This window comes from Novosphingobium rosa NBRC 15208 (genome assembly GCF_001598555.1).
GTDB classification, from domain to species: domain Bacteria; phylum Pseudomonadota; class Alphaproteobacteria; order Sphingomonadales; family Sphingomonadaceae; genus Novosphingobium; species Novosphingobium rosa.
This window is the reverse complement of record NZ_BCZE01000105.1, coordinates 1-21,461: the sequence shown is the minus strand read 5'-3', so window position 1 is coordinate 21,461 and position 21,461 is coordinate 1. Positions and strand designations below refer to the sequence as shown.

Below are 21,461 nucleotides of genomic sequence, written 5' to 3'. Positions count from 1 at the left end.
CGTTGATGCAAGCCAAAGCATCAGAGGAAATCGTTGAGGCCTTGCTGGATCCCGACCTCGACCGACTTGGCGGAAAGACAATCCGATATGTTGGAACAATGGCCGCTCTTTCGGATGTCGCTGCCTCGATCACCTCGCGTGTAGAAAGAACCGAGATGATGCACTCACCGCCTCGCCTCTGGAGGCTGTTCCTCGCGGCATTGAGCATGATGGAGGAAGCACAGCCCAGCGCGCTGCAGCACTGCTATGAGGATTTGCTGCGCCTCGAGTTACCTGCGGGCGCCTAAAACATTATTGCAAACGCGCCCTTTCATATAAAAATATGATAAAAGCTCCTGATTATGCGACAATTGCCGCGTTGACGGAACGTTTATATCGCAACACTTTGAAGCGCAGGGGCAATGCGCATTGGAATTCGAGCCGCTGACAGGGAGACCTGCAGATGACGCTTCAAAATTCTCGTGCGGAGGATTGCGAGCTATTTTCTAGGATCAAGGAGCTTTCGGGTAAGCTCATCGAGCGGCGCCGTCGTCGCGATCACGTATCGCAGCGCCATCTGGCAGAGGCGGTCGGCAGAAGCGAGCGATGGGTCCGTGAGATTGAAGGGGGTGCTTCGACCTCCATGCTCGAAGACCATATTCGCTGCGCCCACAGTCTGCAGATGGCTACACCCCATCTGTTTATCCCGCTTCTTGCGATGGAGCACAACGTGAACCTCTCGCGCGATCTGCTTTTGCAGGACGACCTGTGGGATCTGGAAGAGGATATACTGGCCGTGATTATGAAGTTTCAGGAAGCTATCCTTTCCAGGCTGGCTCGGCGGTCCGGGACTGCCGACCATACAAAGCCGTAACGAGATCCCTCATGTCACCGGAACCTCTTGCGGCTGAAAGGGCCTATCACCGGCTGAAGGCAGACCTCATGTCCGGGCGCTATTCGCCCGGCACTCTTCTCGTCGAGCGGTTGCTTGCCCACGAGTGTGGTGTTTCCGTTTCGCCTGTGCGCGATGCTGCGCAACGGCTGGTTGGGGAGGGCATGCTGATGATCGCCACAGGTGGGGGGTATCAGGTCCCACCACTCTCGAAAGAAGGATTGCTGGATCTCTACAACTGGCACAGCCACTTGCTTCGACTGGTGATCAAATCAGCGAAAGACATCGCGCCGATCGAGCAGCAGTGGGGTGCGGATCGCCTTGATGCTCCGGCTGTCGCACGCCTTGCGACCGGTTGGTTTCGCCGCCTGGCCGCGGAAGCTGCCAATGTCGAAGTTGCCAGTGCATTGCAGTCTGCGAACGATCGACTCCAATCCATAAGACTCGGCGAAGGGCTGGTTCTGCCCAACCTCGATACCGAGTTTGAAGCGGTTGTGAACTCGACCGCAAGCGGTAAAGGTCGCGACCGATTTGAAGCGATATGGGCCTACCACAGGCGTCGGATACGCCGTTCCGGAAAAATATTTGAAGCCATTGTTCGATAAAAAAGTCAAATAATACAAATGTTTTTTTCTGAATACAAATTTTTATCTTATGTAACCTCCAAATTATCAGCTCGAATGCGACTTTATAAGTTCGCCGATCACCATGGTGCAGTCCTATCCTCATGATGGCTCCAATAGTGGGGTCAACAGCATGACGATGGAGGTTACTATGGAACGCAATGACGATCGCAGCCTTGACCTGATCGATCTGGGTGCTGCCAGCATCGAGACCCATGGTCTGGGTGAAGGGACCTACGACGGCGTCAACGGGATTCAGCCGGCTGGGCTGACGGACCAGGACGACTGATCAGTGCGGCGCGCGGCTTTCAGCCGCGCGCCAATAGGCTGCTCTGCGACATATCCTGTTTTTGCGGGGAACGACTTTGGGAAGCGAAGACGCCAGACCGGTCATCGGAGAGTGGGGCGGAGACTACCGCGTCGCCAGCGGGGTGCACCTTGCACGCTTCGAGAAGGCTACAATCGCCCTTAATCTGAAGGTGGATCGATATGTCATGATCGCGGGCGGGCTCCATGCCGATCTTCATCACGCCCTCGATGGACATACAGATCGCTGTTCGAGCTCAGGTTCGGTCATCAAGCTGGTGAGTCAGGGGATACTTCAAACAGACGACCAGTCTGAGGGAAAAGCAGTCAACACGGCCGTGCTTTGCGAACGCTCTCTCCTGGTCGATATACCCTCAACGCTCCCGACCTGGCGATGCCTCGGCATCTTGGTGTCGTTGCTGGCAGCAATGATCGACGTGCGGCGAAGGCCACTTGCGGAGATCGTCAGTGAACTGGAGGTGCTCAAATCGCATGTGCGGGAATGTCCCGCGACAAAGCATCATCGGACAGCCCATCTGTCGCTTGTGGCTGCATCGATGAAACTGGCAGATTTGATTTTCGGCACCACCAGATGGTGCCTTCCCCGATCAATATGTGCCATGCGGATCCTGCTGAAGCGCGGGCTGCGGCCCTCCCTGGTGATGGGGGTGATGGAGCGCCCGTTCGCGGCCCACAGCTGGGTTGAAATGGGCGACTATGTCGTCACTGACGCAGCTGACCGAGTGCGGCCCTTCAAACCGATTTTTGTCCTATGAGCCGCGCGCGCTGTATCGCCGTCGCTCGGAGAGGCCCGGCGCCTGCACCTTTGTCCCATTTTGTTCACAAAATGCAGCTCCGCCCGGAATTTCGTCTCGCTTTTCAGAATGATGATCTGCTGGTGTGGGTGACGCCTGCCATGCCCATTGTCCTGATCGAAGGAAGCGGTCTTGTTGTCGGGCACCTCTTCTCCGCCTGGAATTCGAACGAGAGCCAGCTTACGCTCGAGCCCAGGCAGGCGCGTGCTGTCATCGAGACAAAGGGCGCGGAGCTTCTGACCAAGTTTTGGGGCGCCTACATCATGTTTCTGTGTGACGACGGTGCGGGGGAGTTGCGCGTGTTGCGTGACCCATCACCCGGGCTTCCTTTGTACAGGGCGGAGTTGGAGGGGCATCTGGCGTTTGCGACCCACGTCGATGATTTCGAAGCGTTGGGGCTCAGGCGGCCCCTGGTTGATATGAGCTATGTTGCAGGGCATTTGCAGAATTTTGGTATGCGTTACCGGCGTACGGCCTTGGCAGGTGTCAGTGAGCTGGCCCCAGGGGAAGCGCTCCATCTTTGCGTCAACGGCGAGCAAGGCATCGAGCAATGGTCACCCTGGACTTTTGCCGCGAAGCAGGCACAAATTCGGGATGCGTCTTTAGCGAGACGAGAGCTGAGACAGATAGTCGACAGCACGATCGCTGCGTGGGCGTCGCGCTATCGGCACGCTTTGCTCGGCGTATCCGGGGGGCTGGATTCCTCGATCGTGGCGTCTGCCCTCAAAAGGGCAGGTTTCGGACTGACCCTCCTCAATCTTCTTGGGCCCGACGGATCGCTCGGGGATGAACGCCTTTATGCAGAGGCCTTGGGGAAGGGCCTGCAACACGACGTCGAAATCGTACGCGACAAAATTGCCTACATCGATCTGTTCAAATCAGATGGCGCGCACTTGCCTCGGCCTCTTGCGCGCGCCTTTGCGCAATCGGGCGCCCAAAACAAGATTGAGATGGCGCGCCGAAAAGAAGTAGATGTCATTTTCAGCGGCGGGGGCGGAGATAATTCGTTCTGCTACTTACAATCATCCGCGCCGGTGGCGGACAAAGTCTTGTCTGGACACGGCCTCCTCTCTATCCTGAGAACTGCAGGAGATGTCAGTCGCATATCGAGTACCGGTATCGGGCACGTTCTCATCGCCGCGATCAAGAGGCTTCGTCGACAGCACCCTCGCTGGCTCTGGAAGCCGAACCGGTCCTTGCTCTCCGAAGCCTGTTATGGGGCAGAGTTCGATCCAAACGAGCACCCCTGGCTGAGGCCAGGTGATGGGCGCTTGCCCGGAAAGTTGGAGCACGTCGGAGTCATTGTCTTCGTGTTCAATGGCCTTGAAGGATTCGGTTACGAAAGGGAATGGCCTGTAGTCTATCCCCTTCTGTCCCAACCGGTGATTGAACTCTGCCTAAAAATCCCGACTTGGATGTGGTGCGATGGAGGCATCAATCGGGCCGTGGCGCGAGAGGCGTATCGTGATGCTCTACCACCGCTCACCATCCAGCGGAGCACCAAAGGGACATTCGATCGATTGGGCATCGAACTCATCGAACAGCAACGGGGTGCCATCGAGGACTTTGTCTGCGGTGGCGCTCTGGCGCAGGCCGGCATTATCGACGTTGATGCGGTAAGGGAGGCCATACGGGGCATGGCCTCCTACCAGGGTTTGAACTGGGTTCGCGTTCTGGGGTTTGTCGATGTCGAAGCATGGATCCGTGCGCGAAGCTAGCCGCCAGTCGGTGATTGCAACAGCCACTTGGCAAACCAGTCGACGGAACGCTTGTTGCGCCAGTACTGGTGAACAGGCTGCCAGGAGGCCATGTGGCCTTCCCCTGGATAAACGTACATATCTACTTCCTTGTGAGCGTCCTGCAGAAATGCGTATTGCTGGAGGTTGAAGAGATACTCGTTCTCTGGTGTCTGAATGAGCAGAGGCGTCAAAATCGATTTTGCGTTGAGCGCGGGCGATACCGTCTTCCAAACATGGTTTGGATCGTCGGACGGCTTGGGCAGGCCGATCACACGATAGACAGCTTTACGCCATGAGTCCCCTGCGGCTGCCACGATCGCGTAGGTTCCCGGATCGATTGTCGGCCCTGAACCGATAACAGCAGCCCGATAGGTTTGGCTGTGGCTAATGGCATACGTGACACCATTGGCTGTAAAACTATGGCCGGCGATGCCGATACGGGATGGATCGGCGATGCCGTCGTGAGCCAGCTTGTCGATGATGGTCTGGTAGGCCACGACAAGGTCCTTGTAGGGCTGCATCGTCGCTACGCGGCCTGACGCATCGAGCTGTCCGAGGATATCGTTGTTGAGGTTAATGCACAGAGCGGCCATACCTTTCTGGGCGAGAGCGAATTCGGATGCCAGATAACCGACACCGCCCTGTAGGAAGCCACGGCAGCGATACGTTGTGATCACCGTCGGTAACGGCGTTTTGACGGGCCCATCGGGCAGCACAAGAACTCCATTCCAGGGCCTGCCTTTGGGATCCCGCCATGTGAGAATTTGCGTTTGCGGGAAATGCTTCGCGGCAAGGGCGGCATTAGGATCGACAAGCACGAGATCATGGCCGTCACGAATGTCGATGCGATTGAGCCGCGGGGGACGCGATGGACCGCTTTCGACGCAGACCAGATAGTGGCCGGACATCGGGCAGGTGCCGACATAGGGGGACCCGTCGTCTAGCGAGCTTGTCTCGGGCCGAATAACCCTGGTTGTGCCTGTCACGAGATTCCAGGCGTAAATGGTCGTCCGGCTGCGGAAATCTGGTTCCGCCAAAATCACTGCTTCATTGGTCTGATCGTTGTAGGTCACGAAGCGAATGGCGGAAGGTGCGCCTTTGCAGAAGGCTTCAGTACAGACGATGTGGTTCCCGCCAGGTAGATCGGCCTCAAGTCCATTGCTCCCGACCTGACCATCGACGTCCCCTTTCTGGATTTGCCTCAGGATGATCGTCGCCCCGCTTGTGCCCAGCGGCAGTCGCGCTTCACCCGCGACAACGTCTTGCGGACGGATGAAGCGAGGAGCTTCGACCTTCGGATTCAGCCCGGTGGGCAAAGCGACCGGAGCTTTTCTCAGCAGAAGATGCTTCGTTCGAAGGTCACCCCGCTCTGCCTCAACCAGTTCGCTCGCCGTCACACGGCGTACCGTGGTGAGGCGATCACCAATTTTGAAATTGTCCGTGAGCGGCAGACCATCGGTGATGATAGATCGATCGAAGTGAAAGCCCTTGGCTTCGGCCGCTCGCTGCGCGCGAGTGATGGCCTCCCTCGCATCGCGGGTTTGATAGGTCAGTTGCGTGCCATCGGCTGAAATCTCGAAGCTTTCGACGTCGGCAGCGTCGTGGGTGACCGTCACGTCCATGGTCGGCGTGAGCCGATGAACCTGAACAGCGGAACCGCTTTCACTCAGTGTATAGAGCGCCGAGGAGTCGGGCGCCCACCGACTCACGGCAGGTTTTGCCAGACTCATGAGCGGGATCCTGAGGGGGGAGAAGACTTTCCCCAACGCGACGGGCCGGCGGCTTCCGTCCAACCGAACTTTGAACCATTGGCCCTGTACTTGATTGGCCGCGACGGAGCGGGAGATAACCCGATAGGCAATCCACTTGCCATCAGGCGAAGGCGACAGCCCGTCGATGCTTTTGGATTCGATAATGTCGTTGAGCGTGAGGCCCGAGATTGGCTGTGCCATGCAATGCTGTACTGTGACGGTCGAAAGAAAAGCGGTGGTGAGCAAGCTTGCAAGGCGCTGTGTGCAATGAATGTAGCTCATGGCGCTCACCATTCCTTTGAGATTGTCAGGCTCAGAAAACGGCCGACTGGTGAATAATTCAGTGGATCGTATGGGGTGTCGTAGACCCCCGCTATCTTCATGCTCTTGGGCGCGACGTTGAAAAGATTGAGGGCTGATGCGGAGACATCCAAACCCTTCTTCGGTCCTGATTTTTCGCTGAACTTGTAGTGAGCTGAAAGATCGATCGTGGTCATCGGGCCCGAGCGACCAGCATAGTTGATGCGCGTGTCGGTCACCGGCCCGGCGTAATTGACAAAGGAGGTCAACGCCATGCCATGATATTGCCATGCTGCTCCAGCCCGCCCCCGGAAGTGGGGAGGGTTGTAGACGGTCCCTGCAAGTTGCGTAACGGCTGTACTAGCTGTAATTTGCTGATTGCTGTCGAGATAGGAGCCGCTGCCTGAGATTTGAATTTGGCCGAGCTTGCTGACTGCAAACTGGTATTTGGCGCTAATGTCAAAACCATGGATCAACTGGCTGACAGCGTTGAGATTGGTGTCGTTGATAATGGCGACAACATTTGGCGGATTGAAGGATGCAGTGGTGTAATTGTTGAAGATACGCCCCGCTAGAGCGCGAGAGACGTCTGCTGTCGATGGACTGAACACGACCCAATTTCGGTAGTTAGGGTCAATGAGTGATTGACCGGAGCTCGGAATCGGTACCTGAATGCGCTGCTGGTAATGGACATTAAAATAGCTGAATTCGATCAACAGACCCTTGAATTCCTCCGGGTGCAGCGAAGCTGAAACCGACCAGGTCGTGGCGCGCTCTGGCTGCAAGCCGGGGTTACCGCCGTTTAAAAAGAGGACCGTGGATCCGGCAGGGTAGGTGGTGCCGCCGAACGTGCTTGGATTGTAGAGCGATGCATACTGCGATGAGTATCGTTCGAAGAAGGTTGGCGCTTTGAAGGATTTGCCCCATGATGCCTTGAGATCGAACATCGATACGGGGGCGTAGATGATCCCAAACTTGGGCGTCGCGACGCGAGCGACGCCGGGATAGTCCTCGTAGCGCACAGCTCCACTGGCACTCAGCTTGCGGATGAGGGGGATATTCTGATCCGGCGAGACCAGAGGGACGCTGATTTCGCCAAAACCGTAGTAGGTGCTTTGCGAAACATTGATGTCTTGAGGAGAGCCGAGCCAGCGGTAGCCGTGGTAACCGCTTGAGCGGTAGCCGCCGCCAACCGCCAGCTTGAGGGTTCCCGCAGGCAGGCGGAGCAAATTGCCATCTGCTGAGACCTCGACGCTGCGAAGGCTGTTGCAATAGCAGCCTGCAGTAAGGCTATGGGCATTGTTGGAAGCACTATCCTGCAGGTAGCGGCTGTTATCCTCACTGTAGACGCCCGAGATTGCGGCTCTCCATCCGCCACCAAGGTTGAGCTTGAGCGAGGGCGCCACCGACAGGGATCGACTGCTGAAGAAATACTTAGCTCCATTGGAGCTCGGGTTTCCGGCTGTTGTTGTGGCGTAGGCGCGGTCGCTGGAACGCTGATTGTAAAACCCGTCCAGATCGAATTCGAGGTTCTCGGTGATCGCCTGATGCCCCGTCAGGATGGCGTTGTGTTGGGTGAGGCGAGGTAAAAGGGTCAAACCCTGAGAGGTTGCCGCAGTGTACGTGCGCTGGTTCCATAGGATCGGCGTATTATGGGAGAAATCATAGGCTGCCATGAAGCCGCCCGTTTTCCACCTTTGGCCACCGACGACGCTGTATTCCTGTTGCTGGTTCCCCCCGTCCGTTGAGGCGCCAAAGCGAGCGGAGGTGGCAAGGCCATTATAGTCACGTTTCAGGATGACGTTGGCCACCCCTGCGACCGCGTCAGAACCATAAAGGGCGGAGGAACCGTCGGCCACGATCTCCAGCCTATCGAGTGCGGCAATCGGAATGACGGAGATATCGATAGCTTGATAGGGCCCGGAGTAGGCCAGTCGGTGGCCATTCAAAAGGGTGAGCGTGGCATCGCCACCGAGTCCGCGAAGGTCGACCGAAGAGCCTGAGCCTAGATAATAGCCTTTCTTTTCAGGTGTGTTGACATTTGCCCCGGGGTTTTGACTGCCACCAAAGTTCTCTGGGATCGTACGGACAACATCGCCCATGTTGGTTTGTCCCGAGTCCACGATCTCTTTCTGGGACAAGCTTATCACAGGAGAGGCGATAGGGGCGCCGCGCAGCCGACTACCGGTCACGACGATTTGACTCGATGCCGTGCCCGCTTTGTCGACCGAAGAATCTCGCCCCCGTAGAAAAATACTCCCGTCCTTGATTTCAACGACCAGCGCAGTTCCCTGGATCAGCACTTTGACGGCCTCTTCAGGCGAATATCGACCATCCAGCTCCGGCGCTTTGAGGCCTTTGACGTCACCGGGCTGAAAAAGGATCTCGGTGCCGGTTTCCTTCCCGACCTTCAGAAGTGACGTGGCCAGGTCTTGTCTCGGGAGATGAAGATCCCTGCCTTTGTTATCGCCGCACCACGCTGGCTGGTGCACGGCAAGGGCAAAAGCCGATGCCGTAAATAGTGTCCTGTATGTTTTGCTCGAGCTCATGGCTGCCCCCTCTGTCCCGACACCATTCTCGTGCCGGTGTGGGGAGATGGATGCAGCTCAGCCAGGAATTACGAGAGCGAGAGATTTTTATTTCTCCCTTCGACCCAAACGATAAGCCTTTTGGTCTTCCGACATCGCAAGATTGAGCAAATCCGCGACTTTGCCTGTCACAGCAGCGGTGTCTGTGAGGTGAAACGTGCCCGATATTCTCATCGCCGCGATCTGTGGATCGCCCACCACGACAGGCTTTTTAGTATAGCGGTTTGTCGCGGCAACGAGTTCGGATAGGGCGACATTGTTGAAGGCCTCGACTCCATCGGGCCACGTTTCCTCGCAGTTGGCGGACAGCCGGGGAGGCAGGGGCAAATCGCCGATCGTCAGCCGTTGCCCCACGGCGAGATGGGTGAGGGTGGTCTTACTTGGTGTGACTGCTCCCTTGCTCGAATGCACGGCATCGGTCTGGCTTTGAACATCGACCAGACCCTGCAGCAAGTGGATATCGATGCGCTTCCCATGGCCAAGCTCGACATCGAAAATCGTCCCGTGTGCTGTCACCGCAGTGGAGCGGGCCCGCACAATGAACGGCCTCTTGTCCTTCGAGACATAAAAGCGAGCCCGGCCCTGAACAAGGCGAAAGCCCCTCTGTCCCGCAGTGTAGTAAGCCAAAACGATGCTGTTCGTATCGAGCGTCATGCGCGATCCATCGATCAAGACAAAATTGCGAATTTCTCCGATCGAGGTGACGTAGCGTGCCTCACGTTCGGCTCTCGCTGAGCTGGCGTAAGTCGGTTCGCTTGCAGGCTGGTGCTTCTGCCATGCAAAGAACCCAAGCGAGGTGGCCGCGACGAGAGCGATCGATGCCAGCGCGCTCGTTCGTATAACTTTAGCGCTGTCAGTGCGCGACCCCGCCATACTGTTTCGACTAGGCTCCCCTCTGGCCGTTGGTTTAAGCGCGGCAGTGACCTTGAAGGTCTGGCAAATGCTGTTGTAGGCGCGGGTATGCGCCTCGCTGCGAGCCAGCCAACTCTCGAACGCCTCTTGGCTTTTTTCCGCCTCCGGGCCGCGCATGACCGCAAACCATTCAGCAGCCTCCTGACGCAGTTGGTCCCGCGATGGTGTGGCGTTGATATCGTCGGTCATTCCTGCCCCAGCGCAGCGTCGATATGCGCCAAGGCGCGTGCCATGTGGTACTGGACTGTTGGAACAGAAATGCCAAGCAGGCCGCCAATTTCCTTGTAGGAAAGCTCTTCCACCCGATAGAGTAGGAATACCTGACTGGTTTTTGGGGGCAATTGATCGAGCGCCGCGCGGCAGGCTTTCAGCGTGTCTTCCATGTCCAGGCGAGCTAACTGATCCGCAGGCACAGATGGTTCGATAGCCGCCGAGAGGGGAATGTGGTTGAAGGTCGTTCTGGTCTTGAGGCGCCGTGTCCGTTCGAACAGCAGGTTTTGTGCAATGCGTCTCAGATATCGATAGGGCTCCTGGACCGCAGTCCGGGAGAGCTGGCTAGCCAAGCGCGCAAACACCTCGTGAACATAGTCGGCAGGCTCGTCATCGCCCCGCAGGCGCCGACCGAAATAGCTGTTCAGTTTCGCCGCCTCTGCGCGATACAGTCCGTCGAGTAATTTCGAGCAATCTGAGTGCTGTGGTCGTGGCTGCCCATCTGGATCATCGATCAGTTCATACGCCGGCATCCGCTGCCAGGCTTTTTCAGAAGGGGGCATGCACACTTCACCGGACGGCAGTAACCGAGCCCGGAATGACCGGGGGAGGGCTGACTGAGGTGTGTCGTGCGCTCCTGGAGGAGGTCGACCGCCCGACACTCATGACGGGCGTGGTGATGCCTGAAAGGACTATCCTGCAGGCGGCTGCCTAGTCCAACCTGCACAGGCACTATGCTTTGAGGAATCCAAACATTCAAGTCCTGCTTCGCCATTCAGGCGCAAGTGGGGCATTCAACGTAGAGGCGGGTTCTCTTAAGCACCAAGCCCAGCTGCGATGGCCAGCCCGGCAACGTGCTCGGTGCAAATCGCGTGCATGCGCTGACCCAGGATTTCGATCCTCTCGCTAAGCCAATCGACCTCCTCGGCTGAGATGTCGTAGTGCTTGGAGTAACGCCCCTTGCGATAGGCTTCCTTGAGCTTCTGATAGGTTGCACGTTCGGTGCGCGTCCCGCGCGGCCAGACATCGAAAAGCCGGGGTTCCCGCTGCTCAGCGTAATCACGCAAGAAAACGATGTTGTGATTGTGCGGGGTGTAGAAGGTGAGTGTGAGCAGTAGGCCCTGATAAAGCTGCTCTGCCGACTGATGCAGATCGAACGCAGCATCCTTCAAGTACCCCTTTCCTCGATGGAAACCTGCACTTTCGAACCGCCGCATTGAAGCAGCGAAATGGTCTTCGAAATAGTCCTTGGCGGTCTCATAGGCCTGCAGAGGGGTTTTGGGCTTAAGGGTGGCGAGGGGACGGTCATCGGATTCATAGAGCAGAGCCCCATCCTTCACAATTTCCCCGAAGAAAATACGACCGTGCGCGAGCTGATCATTCACCTCCTGAAGGGAGTGAACGATAAAATTCACCGGCGTTTCGATGGCCTTTTCGACGGTATAGGCGACGACCAGTCGTTGCTCGGTTTCTTCCCAATAATCCGCGCGATCCGCCAGCTCCTTCTGATTGACGATCACCAGAATATCGTAGTCCGATTTGTATCGATTGGCGTCGAGCGGTGCGTCGACCCAATCACCGCGAGCGTAGGATCCGAAAAGGATGATCTTGAGGATGCGCGCGGACTTACGGCGCCCTTTGGCGTCCTGTGTCGCCTCGAGAAAGCCCTGGAAGAGCATCTCCACCACGCGGTCGAGCTCCCGCTGTTTGTTGGGTGGCAGATGATTGATATCAGTACGCATATATGATGCTCGGACAATTTCGCTTGTAATCTACTCGCTACCTTGAATGAGGCAACTGTACAAGAGTATCGGCCAGTCCGGGGCATTCCATCGGTTCTGAAAAGGGGGCAGAGTGGCCTGCTCAGCTCCGTTTGCATCCAATCTTCGGAAGGAGCCTTTTCCTGGCGCATTCTCTAGCGCTGACTCAAAAATCGGGCTGCGTCGAGTATGTTTTCAATCGCTGATCGAGTGCTAGGTGTCAGCTTGAGATCCACCCGGCGATGATCGTCCTTCCCCTGCTGTCGTGTGAGCGCGCCAAGTTCGGCGAGACGAATGGAGCGTCGGTGAACATTTGACGGCGTTTCGCCGACCAGAAAACAGGATGCAAACATCGTGCGCTGCTCTAGCTCGGCAAGATAGAGTTCCAGAAGGGTGAGCAAGTTTGGGCGGGTCGCAAGCTGCCGACCGAGGCTTTTTTCGATAGCCTCGTCTACGCGGAGCAGCATCCTGCAGGTTTCTGCACGAGCGACGTCGGGAGGAATGGGCGGGGCGGAGGGCTCTGGTTGAGTAGCGTACACGGGCTTGGTCCTTGATAGTAATGCCTTCGATTGGCGGCGCGATCTGAGACACGGTAGCCGGCTTGAAAATCGCAGGGACGGCCGAAGCCTAAAGATAACCTGCCTGGCGGAAACTCACGATTCCATGACGTGCAATGACCAAATGATCATGCACCGTGACATCGAAGCAGGCGGCCGCTTTGGCGATGCGTGCTGTGAGTGTCCGGTCCGCGATCGATGGCTGGGGATCACCAGAGGGGTGATTGTGCACGAGAAGTATCGCGGTAGCGCCAAGCTCCAGGCACCGGCGCAGGATTTCGCGGGGGTGGACGCATACCGCACCGACCGTGCCTCGCGCGATTTCCTCGTCTGCCAAAAGGCCGTTTGCAGCGTTGAGAAACAGGATCCGGAAAATCTCGATGGGCTCGAATGCCATCCTCGCTCGCAGATAATCCAGTACGGCCCGATCTGTCGAAAGAACGGTGCGCTTTGGAAGCTTCGCCTCCAGGATCTGGCCCATCGCGAGGCGGAGCGCCCGCAGCGCCTCTTCAATCTCGGGATGGTCTGCGAGAATGGCTCGTCGCTCGCGAGGGTGGGCTGCCAGAACGTCACCAAACGTTCCGAAGCGATCCAGCAATCGATGTGCCATATCAGGCGCAGCGGTCCGGGCGGTGAGCCGGATTATTCTCTCCAGGGCGGATCGCTCCCCAACCTGTCCAGACGATTGCGATGGCGCCAGGTCGCGATTATGAGGATCGTTTGCGCCCCCCAACTCCATATTGCTTCTCCGTTTCGGTACGCAACCGGTACGGCCCCAGGCACGAGGAGCAGTGCGATGTGGATGAGAACCTCCGCGCTCAGCAGAGCGGCGATCCACATCGGCCAGAACCTTGTTGTTCTGAGTGACAGCCATAGAAAAATACCCAGTATGACCAGGTCGATCGCGAGAATGCCGCGCTCGAGATGGTGGAAGCGCAACTGGAGTGGTCGCGCCGCGCTGAGGCTCAACAATGCTCCGCACAAGAGTGTGGTGGCAGCTATCCGTTCAGGGCGCCCGCCTTTTGCGAGGGCATAGGCGCTGCTGGCAAGCAGCAGCGCCAGAAAGCCGAGATGGCGCAAAAGCTCCAGAGTCATCCGACTACAGTCAGGCAGACGGACTGGTCGAGCGATTGGGAGGGGCCATCCCGATCATGCCACTCGCAGGCAGGGCTGGCTGCCCGAGCCCAGTTTCCCGTCGACCTTGAGCAGATCTCCGTAACTGACCTCGGCCAATCCGATATCGTCACTTGCCTTTTTGAGATTGACGTGGGTCGCAACGATCTTGTCACGGGTTTCGGCGACGAGTACCATCGCGGACGCTGAGGTGAGGATTGCGTCCTGACCAATCGATGCGGCAAGTCTGGCATCGAGGCGAGCGAGCGGCAGTGCCGCATTGAGTTCGGCAATTCGGGCGAGCGCCAGATCGATCGCCTCTTCGGCGGCAAAAAGCCGCGCGGCGACGGAATGGGCAATGGCTTGGCGTTGAGCGCGCATGATTTTCCCCTTTTCCCGTATCTTTGGTGACGCGGGACGCGTGGATTGTGAGGATGAGCTGCCCTAGTGCCGAGCCAAAATGTCCAGGCTGGACAGCAATGAGACCGCAGCACCGACAAGGACAAGGGCGGCCAGAGTCAGTTTCGCGATCGAGATCAGGATGGTGTTGGGGCTCAGGTCATTGTGGGGTCTCCGGCTGCGACGGAGCGGCGCCAGTTCGAACAGATCTTCCGAGCGCGGGGAATAGGCGTAGGCCAATTGTCCTTCCGCGAAACTGTGACCTGTCGACTGAGGCGCATCCGCTTCGTGATCGACAGCTGCAGGTGACCGAGAATCCAACGTGGGGAAAAGGGACATTGATTGGGCGCCCACTGATTGTCCGGCCGTCGAAGCTTCTTCCCACCTCAGCACGAGGCGAGCCGCCTCGCGGCGGGTTAAACCATCAAGCTTCTGACGGGCATGAAGAATTTGCTTGTCGACACGCCCGGGTGACATGTTCAGTTCGACCGCGATTTCCTTGGTTTGGAGGTTGTGTCCCGCAAGGCGCAGGCAGTCGATTTGGCCCTGGCTCAAGGACTGCAGCCTTTTGAGCTCCTCATCCGAAATCTGCGGCGACTGGCTTTGCTCCATAATGACGCTGCTGCTTCCTTCATGCATCGGGCTGCTCAGATGCTGGATGGCAGCCTGAAAACCTGGTGTTGGATGTGTGGCGTTACCGGTACTCTCTCAAATCGAGTTGCCACTCGTGAACCTTTCCACTGGGCAACTTCAAATATGTCATTTTGGTTCGCTTTGGCAGGCGCAATAAGCGTTTTCCCTTCCAATCGCCTAAACCGTCCTAGTGGTTTACCGTTTGGTGCAGGCGTTATAGGCAGCGCCCACCGTGAGCCGGTTCGACCGTAACATCATTGTAACATAGTTTAAATGCCTTGGCTTGCATTCCAAAGTATGTGTCGCAAGCGGGCGAAGGCGCCTTTATGAAGCTGATTGGCCGACATTCAGTGAAAGTCGTGACTCTTGATCGGGAGAATGTCGTCGGCTTTCCCAGCGGTCCGAAACGCCTGTGCGGAGAGGACGCCCCCCTTGGAGAATCCGGGATCGCGCGGATCTGGCCCGCCGCCATGGGCAGCACCATCGCCGCGCCCCAGCGCCAGCTTCAAATCCGCGCGCCCGATCGAGCGCAACATATCATCAAGGCTGGTGATCCGGTCGGTGATGACATGGATGATCTCGCCTTCCTTCTGCAGGCGCCCGCGCACGGCGATCATGGATGAGGACATGACCTGCCGCCGGTAGATTTCGAAGCGGTCGGGCCATAGGATCGCATTGGCGACGCCGGTTTCGTCCTCGATGGTAACGAAGAGCACCCCCTTGGCGCTGCCCGGGCGCTGGCGCACCAGCACGATGCCCGCGACCTCAATGTTGCGCCCGTCGCGGATGGTCTGGAGATCCGCGCAGGTCACGATCTTCATGGCGGCGAGCTCCTCGCGCAGGAAGCTGACAGGATGCGCCCGCAACGAGAGCTGGATCGAGCGATAGTCCTCGACCACTTCGCGCCCTTCGGTGAGCGGCTGCAGGCTGACGGTCGGCTCGATGCCCTCGGGCGAGAACTGGTCCTCGCGGGCATCGGCGGCAGCGAAGAGGGGTAGGGGCGCCTCGCCCAGACCCTTCACCTTCCAAAGACCCTGCCGCCGATCCTGGGCGACGGTGGCAAAAGCATCGGCCTCGGCCAGACGCTCGATGGCCGCGCGCGGCACGCCTGCCCGGCGCCAGACCTCCTCGACGCTGCCATAGGGAGCCTCGCCCCGCGCCGCGACGATGCGGGCGCCATGAAGGTTGGCCAACCCGCGCACCTGGCGGAAACCAAGGCGAACCGCGAGATGCCGGCGGCTGGTGTATTCGAGCGTGCAGTCCCAATGGCTGTCGTTGATGGAAACCGGCCGCACCTCGACCCCATGCTTGCGGGCATCCGCCACGATCTGGGCCGGGGCGTAGAAGCCCATCGGCTGGGCGTTGAGCAGGGAGGCGCAGAAGACATCGGGATGATGGTGCTTCATCCAGCAGGAAGCATAGGCGATCTTGGCGAAGCTGGCGGCATGGCTTTCTGGAAAGCCATAGGAGCCGAACCCCTCGATCTGCTTGAAGGTGCGCTCGGCGAAATCACGGGGATAGCCGCGTTCAACCATGCCACCCACCAGCTTGTCGTAAAAGTGGGAGACGCCGCCGGTCATCTTGAAGGTGGCCATGGCCCGGCGCAGCTGATCGGCCTCGGCGGGGGTGAAGCCCGCGCCGACGATGGCGACCTTCATCGCCTGCTCCTGGAAGAGGGGCACGCCCAGCGTCTTTTCCAGCACGGCACGCAGCTCGGGCTTGGGATATTCGGCCTTCTCCTTGCCCTCCCTTCGCCGCAGATAGGGATGGACCATATCGCCCTGGATCGGGCCGGGGCGCACGATGGCCACCTCGATTACGAGGTCATAGAATTTGGCGGGCTTGATGCGCGGAAGCATCGACATCTGCGCACGGCTCTCGATCTGGAACACGCCCAGCGTGTCGGCCTTCTGGATCATGGCATAGACCGCCGGGTCGTCCTTCTGAAGATCCGCCATGCCGATGACGATGCCCTTCATGTCGGCGAGCATGGTGAAAGCGCGGTTCATGCAGCCGAGCATGCCCAACCCCAAGACATCCACCTTCATGAACTTGAGGGCGTCGATATCATCCTTGTCCCACTCGATGATCTGCCGGTCCTCCATGCGGGCGGGCTCGATCGGCACCAGATCATCAAGCCGGTCCTGCGTCAGCACGAAGCCGCCGGGGTGCTGGGAGAGGTGGCGCGGGGTGCCGATGAGCTGGCGGGAGAGATCGAGGCAGAGCCTCAGGCGGTGGTCGTTCGCATTGAGGTTGAGGCTCTCGATCTGTTCGTCGGAAATGCCGTCGACCGACCAGCCCCAGACCAGACCCGTGAGCATCTTGGTGAGGTCACGCGGCAGGCCCAGCGCCTTGCCGACCTCGGCGACTGCGCCGCGCGTGCGGTAGCGGGTGACGACGGCGGTCAGCGCCGAGCGGTGGCGCCCATAGGTGCCGTATATCCACTGGATGATCTCTTCCCGGCGCTCATGCTCGAAATCGACGTCGATATCGGGCGGCTCCTTGCGCTCGCCCGAGATGAAGCGCTCGAAGAGCAGCTCATGCTGGATGGGATCGATCGAGGTGATGCCCAGCAGATAGCAGACACAGCTGTTGGCGGCGCTGCCGCGCCCCTGGCAGAGGATGCCGCGCCGCCGGCTCTCGGCCACGATGGAATTGACCGTCAGGAAATAGGGCGCGTAGCCGAGCTGGCCGATCAGCCGTAGCTCATGATCGATCTGGGCGCGATAGGCAGGCGGCAGGCCGCCCGGGAACATGCGGAGCCCCGCCGCTTCGGTGAGATCGGCCAACGCCTCCTGCGCGCTGCGTCCCTCCATCACCTGCTCATAGGGGTATTGATACTGGATCTCGCCCAGGTCGAAGCGGCACTGCGCTGCGATATCGGCGCTGGCCTGGATGGCATCGGGGAAAGCGGCGAAGCGCCGCTCCATCTCCTCGGGGGATTTGAGGTTGCGGTCCATAAAGCGCTCACGCCGGTAGCCCAGCGCGTCGATGGTGGTGTGCTCGCGGATGGCGGTCAGCACATCCTGCAGCGGGCGCAACTCGGGCGTGTGGTAGAGGACATCGCCGGTCGCGACGCTGCGCACCCCCGCCTTACGGGCGAGGGCATCGATCTGGTGCAAGCGCGCTAGATCGCCAGGACGACGGCGGAAGGAGAGGGCGCAATAGCCGCGTGGGCCGAACACCTCATTGAGCGCCTTCAAATCAGCAGCCGTCTGCTCGTTCGACATATCGGGAACGAGGATTGCGACCATGCCTGCGGCATGTGCGGCGACGTCGCTCCAGTCGAGCAGGCAGCGGCCCTTGCCGCCGCGTGCCTTGCCGATCGAAAGCAGGCGGGTCAGCCGGGACCAGGCCTCGCGGCTCATGGGATAGAGCAGCAGGGCGCGGCCGTCGGTGAGATCGACCCTTGCGCCCGGGATCATCCGCACGCCGGTATCCTTCTGCCCGGCCCAGCCACGCACCACGCCGGCGACGCTGCTGCGGTCCGCCAGCCCCAGAGCTGTGTGGCCCTGGGCCATGGCCATGGAGAACAGCTCCTCGGGTGCCGACGCGCCGCGCAGGAAGGAGAAGTGGCTGGTCACCTGAAGTTCGACATAGGTCGCCATCAGCCGAACAGCCCATGGAGATACCAACTGAGATCGCCGGTATCGGCCTGCACCCCGTCGCCCCTACGGAACAGCCAGAAGCGCTCCCCGGTATGGGCCTCGACCATGAAATAGTCGCGCACCGCCCACATCTCGCGGGCGCTCCGCCACCATTCCCCATGGATGCGTTCGGGCCCTTCGCCGGAGATCACGCGGTAAGCAGTTCCTCGCCAGACGAAGCGGCGCGGCGGGCGGTCGGGCAGCAGGGCCACCACGCGGTCGAGCGGTTCGGGCCGGGCGAGCAGCCGGGCGGGGCGCTTCCAGCCGGGCCAGCCTGTGGGCGTTGCCAGAGGCTCCAACCGACGCGTAGCGCGCTCCGGGACATCACTCTCCTTGAGACCCACGCGGAACAGGCCCTGGCTGTCGATCCGGCCTGTGAGCTGGTCGACCAGCGGCGCCAGATCGGGGGTGCTGTCCCCGGTGCCGAGATCCGCGCGCATGGCGTCGGGCTGAAGGTCTTCCACCCGCTGGGCCGATAGCGTCATGGCTTCGATGCCAAGCCCCGGATCGATGCGGTCGACCCGCATGGCCAGCATGCGCTTGAGGTGTTTCGCATCCCGGCTGGCCCGCGCCGTGCCGATGCCCACGCGCTGCTCGCCGCCGTCGACGACGAGGCAGGTGAGCAGGGCGGAGCGCAATCCCAGCCTGCGCTCCTGAAGCTGGGCGACCAGATCATCGACCAGATCGCCGATCACCTGATTGATTGCCTCGGCCGTGCCGATCGGTTCGAGCAGGCGGCGTTCGGCATGCGGCTGCTCGAAGGGCACCACCGGAATGATCGGCTCGGCCACGATGCCCCGAGCCTGATCGAGGCGCTGCACAGTGGCGAGGCCCAGACGACGGGCGAGGGGGCCGCGCGCTATGCCATAGAGATCGCCCACCCGTTCGAGCCCGAAGCGCGCCGCCGCTTCCAACGCCGAGGGCGCCAGTCTGAGCGCCGCGACCGGCAGGCCGGCGATGGCCTGGGCCTCGCGACCAGGTTCGACCAGCGTGATGGCCTCGCCGCCATAGCGCGCCAGCGCGTGGGCCGCGCCCGGCGTGCCGGCGATGGCGATGCGCGCCGAAAAGCCGAGGCGTTCGAGGAAACGCAGCAGGCGGCGGCAGAAGCGCTCCTCGCCGCCGAAGAGATGGCTGCTGCCGGTCAGGTCAAGCCAGAGTCCGTCGCTTCCCGCCACGGCGGCGCCCGGCGTCCAGCGCCCAACGGCATGGAGTGCCAGCCTGTCGAGCCAGGCCTGATCGGCCTCGGGCTGGGCGTCGCGCACATCGAGATCCGCCACCAGCGCGCGGGCATGGGCGGCGGCCATGCCGGGATGGAGGCCAAGACTGATGGCGACCGGGCAAGCGGAGGTGATCACCTCCTTCTGGCCGGTGCGGGCGATCAGCACCATGGGATTGCCCCACAGGTTGGCCCAAGTCAGGCGCTGGTCCGGTCTGGAAGAGGTAGACATTGTCATCGCAGACGGCGCGCGCGCGCCGTCGTCGCCCGGCAGCGTCCTGAAGGGATGGTCGGCATGCTCGCTGCGTCGGCCCATCTCGCGCATGGTCGGTCGCTGATGGGCGGGCAGGGCGTCGATCTCGGCCTGCGAGGGTGCTCGCCCGCCAAGCGCGCCGTCGCGGGCCCAGCGCGCGCCAGGCCGCCAGCCGCCGCCGCGCGGGACCGAGCAGGCGCCGGGATCATCGTCGATGGGTTCGAAGGTGGTCGAGGGGGCCAGGAGCGGCTCAGGCCGCCCGGCTGGCTGCTCCAGCCGGCGCAGCCGTTCGATCGACAGAAAGGGAAGGGTTAGACAGGCTACCCTTGTCATCGCAGGCGTCCAGATCGAGGGAAAAGGGATTGCCGCCGCGCTGGCGGACGAGTTCGACCGACCAGCGCGGCCGGCCCACGCCGGGATGGGGCGGCGGCAGGGATGGCACGCAGCCGATGCGCCAGCGCGTCATGGCCGAAGAGTTGGTGGTGAGCGGGCACTGGTCGCGCGAACGGTGCCGGCGGTAGAGCAGCAGCGGCGTCTTGCCATCGCTGGCCGCCAGCTGGAGCCGGCGCGTGGCGGTCATGTCCGCGGCCTTGACCTCGGCGATCACGCAGGCGAGCGACCCGTCGCGTAGCGCATCCTCGGTGACCGCCAGCACCTCCTGATCGTTCTTGCCCTGGGCATAGAGCAGCTGGCTCGGGCCGAGGCCCACCTGTTCCAGGCCAGGGGCATACAAATCGAAGCGGGAAAGGGCCCAGAGCACCGTGAAGCCGGGCTTGCTGGCGAAGCGCGCGGCGATCCCTGCGGCGAACAGCGATGCAGCGGCGTCGTCGCCCAGTCGCGAGGAAGCCGCAGCGATCTCGTGAAGGCCCGCGCCGTCAATGCCGCCCGCCGCCATCCGGTCGTCGAGCATCGGCACGTCGAAGGACAGGAACGGTCCGCGCAGGCTGCGCACGCCCGCCAGCTCGGCACGCAGGGTGGCGAGCTTCTTGCGGGAGACGGCAGGGAGGGCGGCAGGCTGGGGCATAGGAAAACGACTCTTTCGTTCTCTTTATGTTCCGTCTGCAACCGAGATTCGTCAAGCGCGATGAAATGGCTCGATTGAGGGGCTTAGGATTTTTGTCCCCCGAAAAGGGGAAGCTCCGCGATCTCTTGCTCGAAGGTCGGGCGCGGGGTGCCATCGACCCACCGATCGTTGGTCTGCTCGATCACCAGCTCGCCGAGCCAGGTCTTGCACAGCGCAAAGGCATCGGCAGGTGGCGCATGCAACCAAGTTTCCCATTGCTCGCGGCGCAGGATGACCGGCATCCGGTCATGGACCTCCGCCATCTGGGGAGAGCCTTCCACCATGACCATCGAGTAGCAGTTGCCCCACAAATCGGTGTTTCGCCAGATCCCGCCAACTGCGAAAGGCTCGCCGCCCGGCAGGCTGTGCCAAGTACGGGTCGCCCGCCTCTTCCTTCCCTGGGGTTCGGCCCATTGGGTGAGCGGGATCAGGCAGCGCCGGTTTTCGAAGCTCTCGCGCCAGAAATCGGTGCGCAGCTTGTCGTCACGGGCATTGTTGGTCGCCGTGGGAGCGAGTTTCTGGTCTTCGGCGCCTCGTCCGATCCTTGGGAAGCCCCAATTCATCACCCTGAAGTCGGTGCCGTTGGTTACCAGCCCGGGGTAGTTGGGATAGACCTCCTCTTCGGGCATGTTTGCCCCCACAGGCAGCTCATTCCCGAAAATATGGGCGATCTCGGCCTTGCCGGTGCGGAGGCGGTAGAGATTG

20 protein-coding genes are annotated in these 21,461 nt (G+C 60.4%); 6 read left to right on the top strand and 14 right to left on the bottom strand.

The features are described 5' to 3' along the window. The 6 genes from SR3_RS31980 to SR3_RS27515 form a co-directional block, all read left to right on the top strand. Window positions 1-287, top strand: a 287-nt coding sequence (locus SR3_RS31980) for a hypothetical protein (protein ID WP_169805723.1), incomplete at its 5' end; no start/stop codon positions are given. Between the two features lie 155 nt (window positions 288-442). Then, on the top strand, window positions 443-853 hold the full coding sequence (locus SR3_RS27530; RefSeq protein WP_068093662.1) for a helix-turn-helix domain-containing protein: 411 nt from the start codon (window positions 443-445) through the stop codon (window positions 851-853). Between the two features lie 11 nt (window positions 854-864). Beyond that, entirely contained in the window at window positions 865-1,476 is a 612-nt protein-coding gene (locus tag SR3_RS30965; protein ID WP_084455982.1) for a GntR family transcriptional regulator, read from the top strand. Between the two features lie 169 nt (window positions 1,477-1,645). Beyond that, window positions 1,646-1,783, top strand: a complete 138-nt coding sequence (locus SR3_RS31710; protein WP_157099157.1) for a benenodin family lasso peptide — start codon at window positions 1,646-1,648, stop codon at window positions 1,781-1,783. 76 nt (window positions 1,784-1,859) lie between these two features. Further along, window positions 1,860-2,576 (top strand): lasso peptide biosynthesis B2 protein, encoded by a 717-nt coding sequence (locus SR3_RS30960; RefSeq protein ID WP_084455981.1) that lies wholly within the window; start codon window positions 1,860-1,862, stop codon window positions 2,574-2,576. A gap of 71 nt (window positions 2,577-2,647) precedes the next feature. Then, entirely contained in the window at window positions 2,648-4,333 is a 1,686-nt protein-coding gene (locus SR3_RS27515) for an asparagine synthase-related protein (protein WP_169805722.1), read from the top strand. On the opposite strand, the gene SR3_RS27510 is transcribed toward SR3_RS27515, so the two are convergent. From SR3_RS27510 to SR3_RS27445, 14 genes are all read right to left on the bottom strand, one after another. Further along, window positions 4,330-6,387 carry a prolyl oligopeptidase family serine peptidase gene (locus tag SR3_RS27510; RefSeq protein WP_169805721.1) on the bottom strand — a complete coding sequence of 686 codons (2,058 nt, stop codon included), beginning with the start codon at window positions 6,385-6,387 and terminating at the stop codon, window positions 4,330-4,332. The two genes, SR3_RS27515 and SR3_RS27510, sit on opposite strands and share 4 nt — an antisense overlap. 5 nt (window positions 6,388-6,392) lie before the next feature. After that, on the bottom strand, window positions 6,393-8,954 hold the full coding sequence (locus tag SR3_RS27505; protein ID WP_068093649.1) for a TonB-dependent receptor: 2,562 nt from the start codon (window positions 8,952-8,954) through the stop codon (window positions 6,393-6,395). An 87-nt stretch (window positions 8,955-9,041) separates the two neighbouring features. Continuing rightward, window positions 9,042-10,094 carry a FecR family protein gene (locus SR3_RS27500; RefSeq protein ID WP_068093646.1) on the bottom strand — a complete coding sequence of 351 codons (1,053 nt, stop codon included), beginning with the start codon at window positions 10,092-10,094 and terminating at the stop codon, window positions 9,042-9,044. Continuing rightward, window positions 10,091-10,678: an RNA polymerase sigma factor gene (locus SR3_RS27495; RefSeq protein ID WP_084455979.1), complete on the bottom strand. Its 588-nt coding sequence runs from the start codon at window positions 10,676-10,678 to the stop codon at window positions 10,091-10,093. The genes SR3_RS27500 and SR3_RS27495 overlap by 4 nt, the downstream gene beginning before the upstream one ends. Before the next feature lie 252 nt (window positions 10,679-10,930). After that, window positions 10,931-11,857, bottom strand: a complete 927-nt coding sequence (locus SR3_RS27490) for a nucleotidyltransferase and HEPN domain-containing protein (protein ID WP_068093639.1) — start codon at window positions 11,855-11,857, stop codon at window positions 10,931-10,933. A 173-nt stretch (window positions 11,858-12,030) separates the two neighbouring features. Then, window positions 12,031-12,342 carry a helix-turn-helix domain-containing protein gene (locus SR3_RS27485; protein WP_068093636.1) on the bottom strand — a complete coding sequence of 104 codons (312 nt, stop codon included), beginning with the start codon at window positions 12,340-12,342 and terminating at the stop codon, window positions 12,031-12,033. A 160-nt stretch (window positions 12,343-12,502) separates the two neighbouring features. Continuing rightward, window positions 12,503-13,042 carry a JAB domain-containing protein gene (locus SR3_RS27480; protein ID WP_281198746.1) on the bottom strand — a complete coding sequence of 180 codons (540 nt, stop codon included), beginning with the start codon at window positions 13,040-13,042 and terminating at the stop codon, window positions 12,503-12,505. Between the two features lie 32 nt (window positions 13,043-13,074). Then, window positions 13,075-13,527: a hypothetical protein gene (locus SR3_RS27475; RefSeq protein WP_068093632.1), complete on the bottom strand. Its 453-nt coding sequence runs from the start codon at window positions 13,525-13,527 to the stop codon at window positions 13,075-13,077. Between the two features lie 54 nt (window positions 13,528-13,581). Beyond that, window positions 13,582-13,926 (bottom strand): hypothetical protein, encoded by a 345-nt coding sequence (locus tag SR3_RS27470; protein ID WP_068093629.1) that lies wholly within the window; start codon window positions 13,924-13,926, stop codon window positions 13,582-13,584. 63 nt (window positions 13,927-13,989) lie between these two features. Then, window positions 13,990-14,583: a helix-turn-helix transcriptional regulator gene (locus SR3_RS27465; protein ID WP_157099156.1), complete on the bottom strand. Its 594-nt coding sequence runs from the start codon at window positions 14,581-14,583 to the stop codon at window positions 13,990-13,992. Between the two features lie 341 nt (window positions 14,584-14,924). Further along, entirely contained in the window at window positions 14,925-18,185 is a 3,261-nt protein-coding gene (locus SR3_RS27460; protein WP_068093623.1) for an error-prone DNA polymerase, read from the bottom strand. Continuing rightward, a complete protein-coding gene (locus tag SR3_RS27455; RefSeq protein ID WP_084455977.1) occupies window positions 18,185-20,026 on the bottom strand; it encodes a DUF6504 family protein in 1,842 nt (613 codons plus the stop codon). Before SR3_RS27455 ends, SR3_RS27460 begins: the two co-directional genes overlap by 1 nt. After that, window positions 19,944-20,717: an ImuA family protein gene (locus SR3_RS27450; RefSeq protein WP_068093618.1), complete on the bottom strand. Its 774-nt coding sequence runs from the start codon at window positions 20,715-20,717 to the stop codon at window positions 19,944-19,946. The genes SR3_RS27455 and SR3_RS27450 overlap by 83 nt, the downstream gene beginning before the upstream one ends. Window positions 20,718-20,800: 83 nt before the next feature. After that, on the bottom strand, window positions 20,801-21,461 hold a 661-nt coding region (locus SR3_RS27445; RefSeq protein WP_245654128.1), incomplete at its 5' end, for an SOS response-associated peptidase.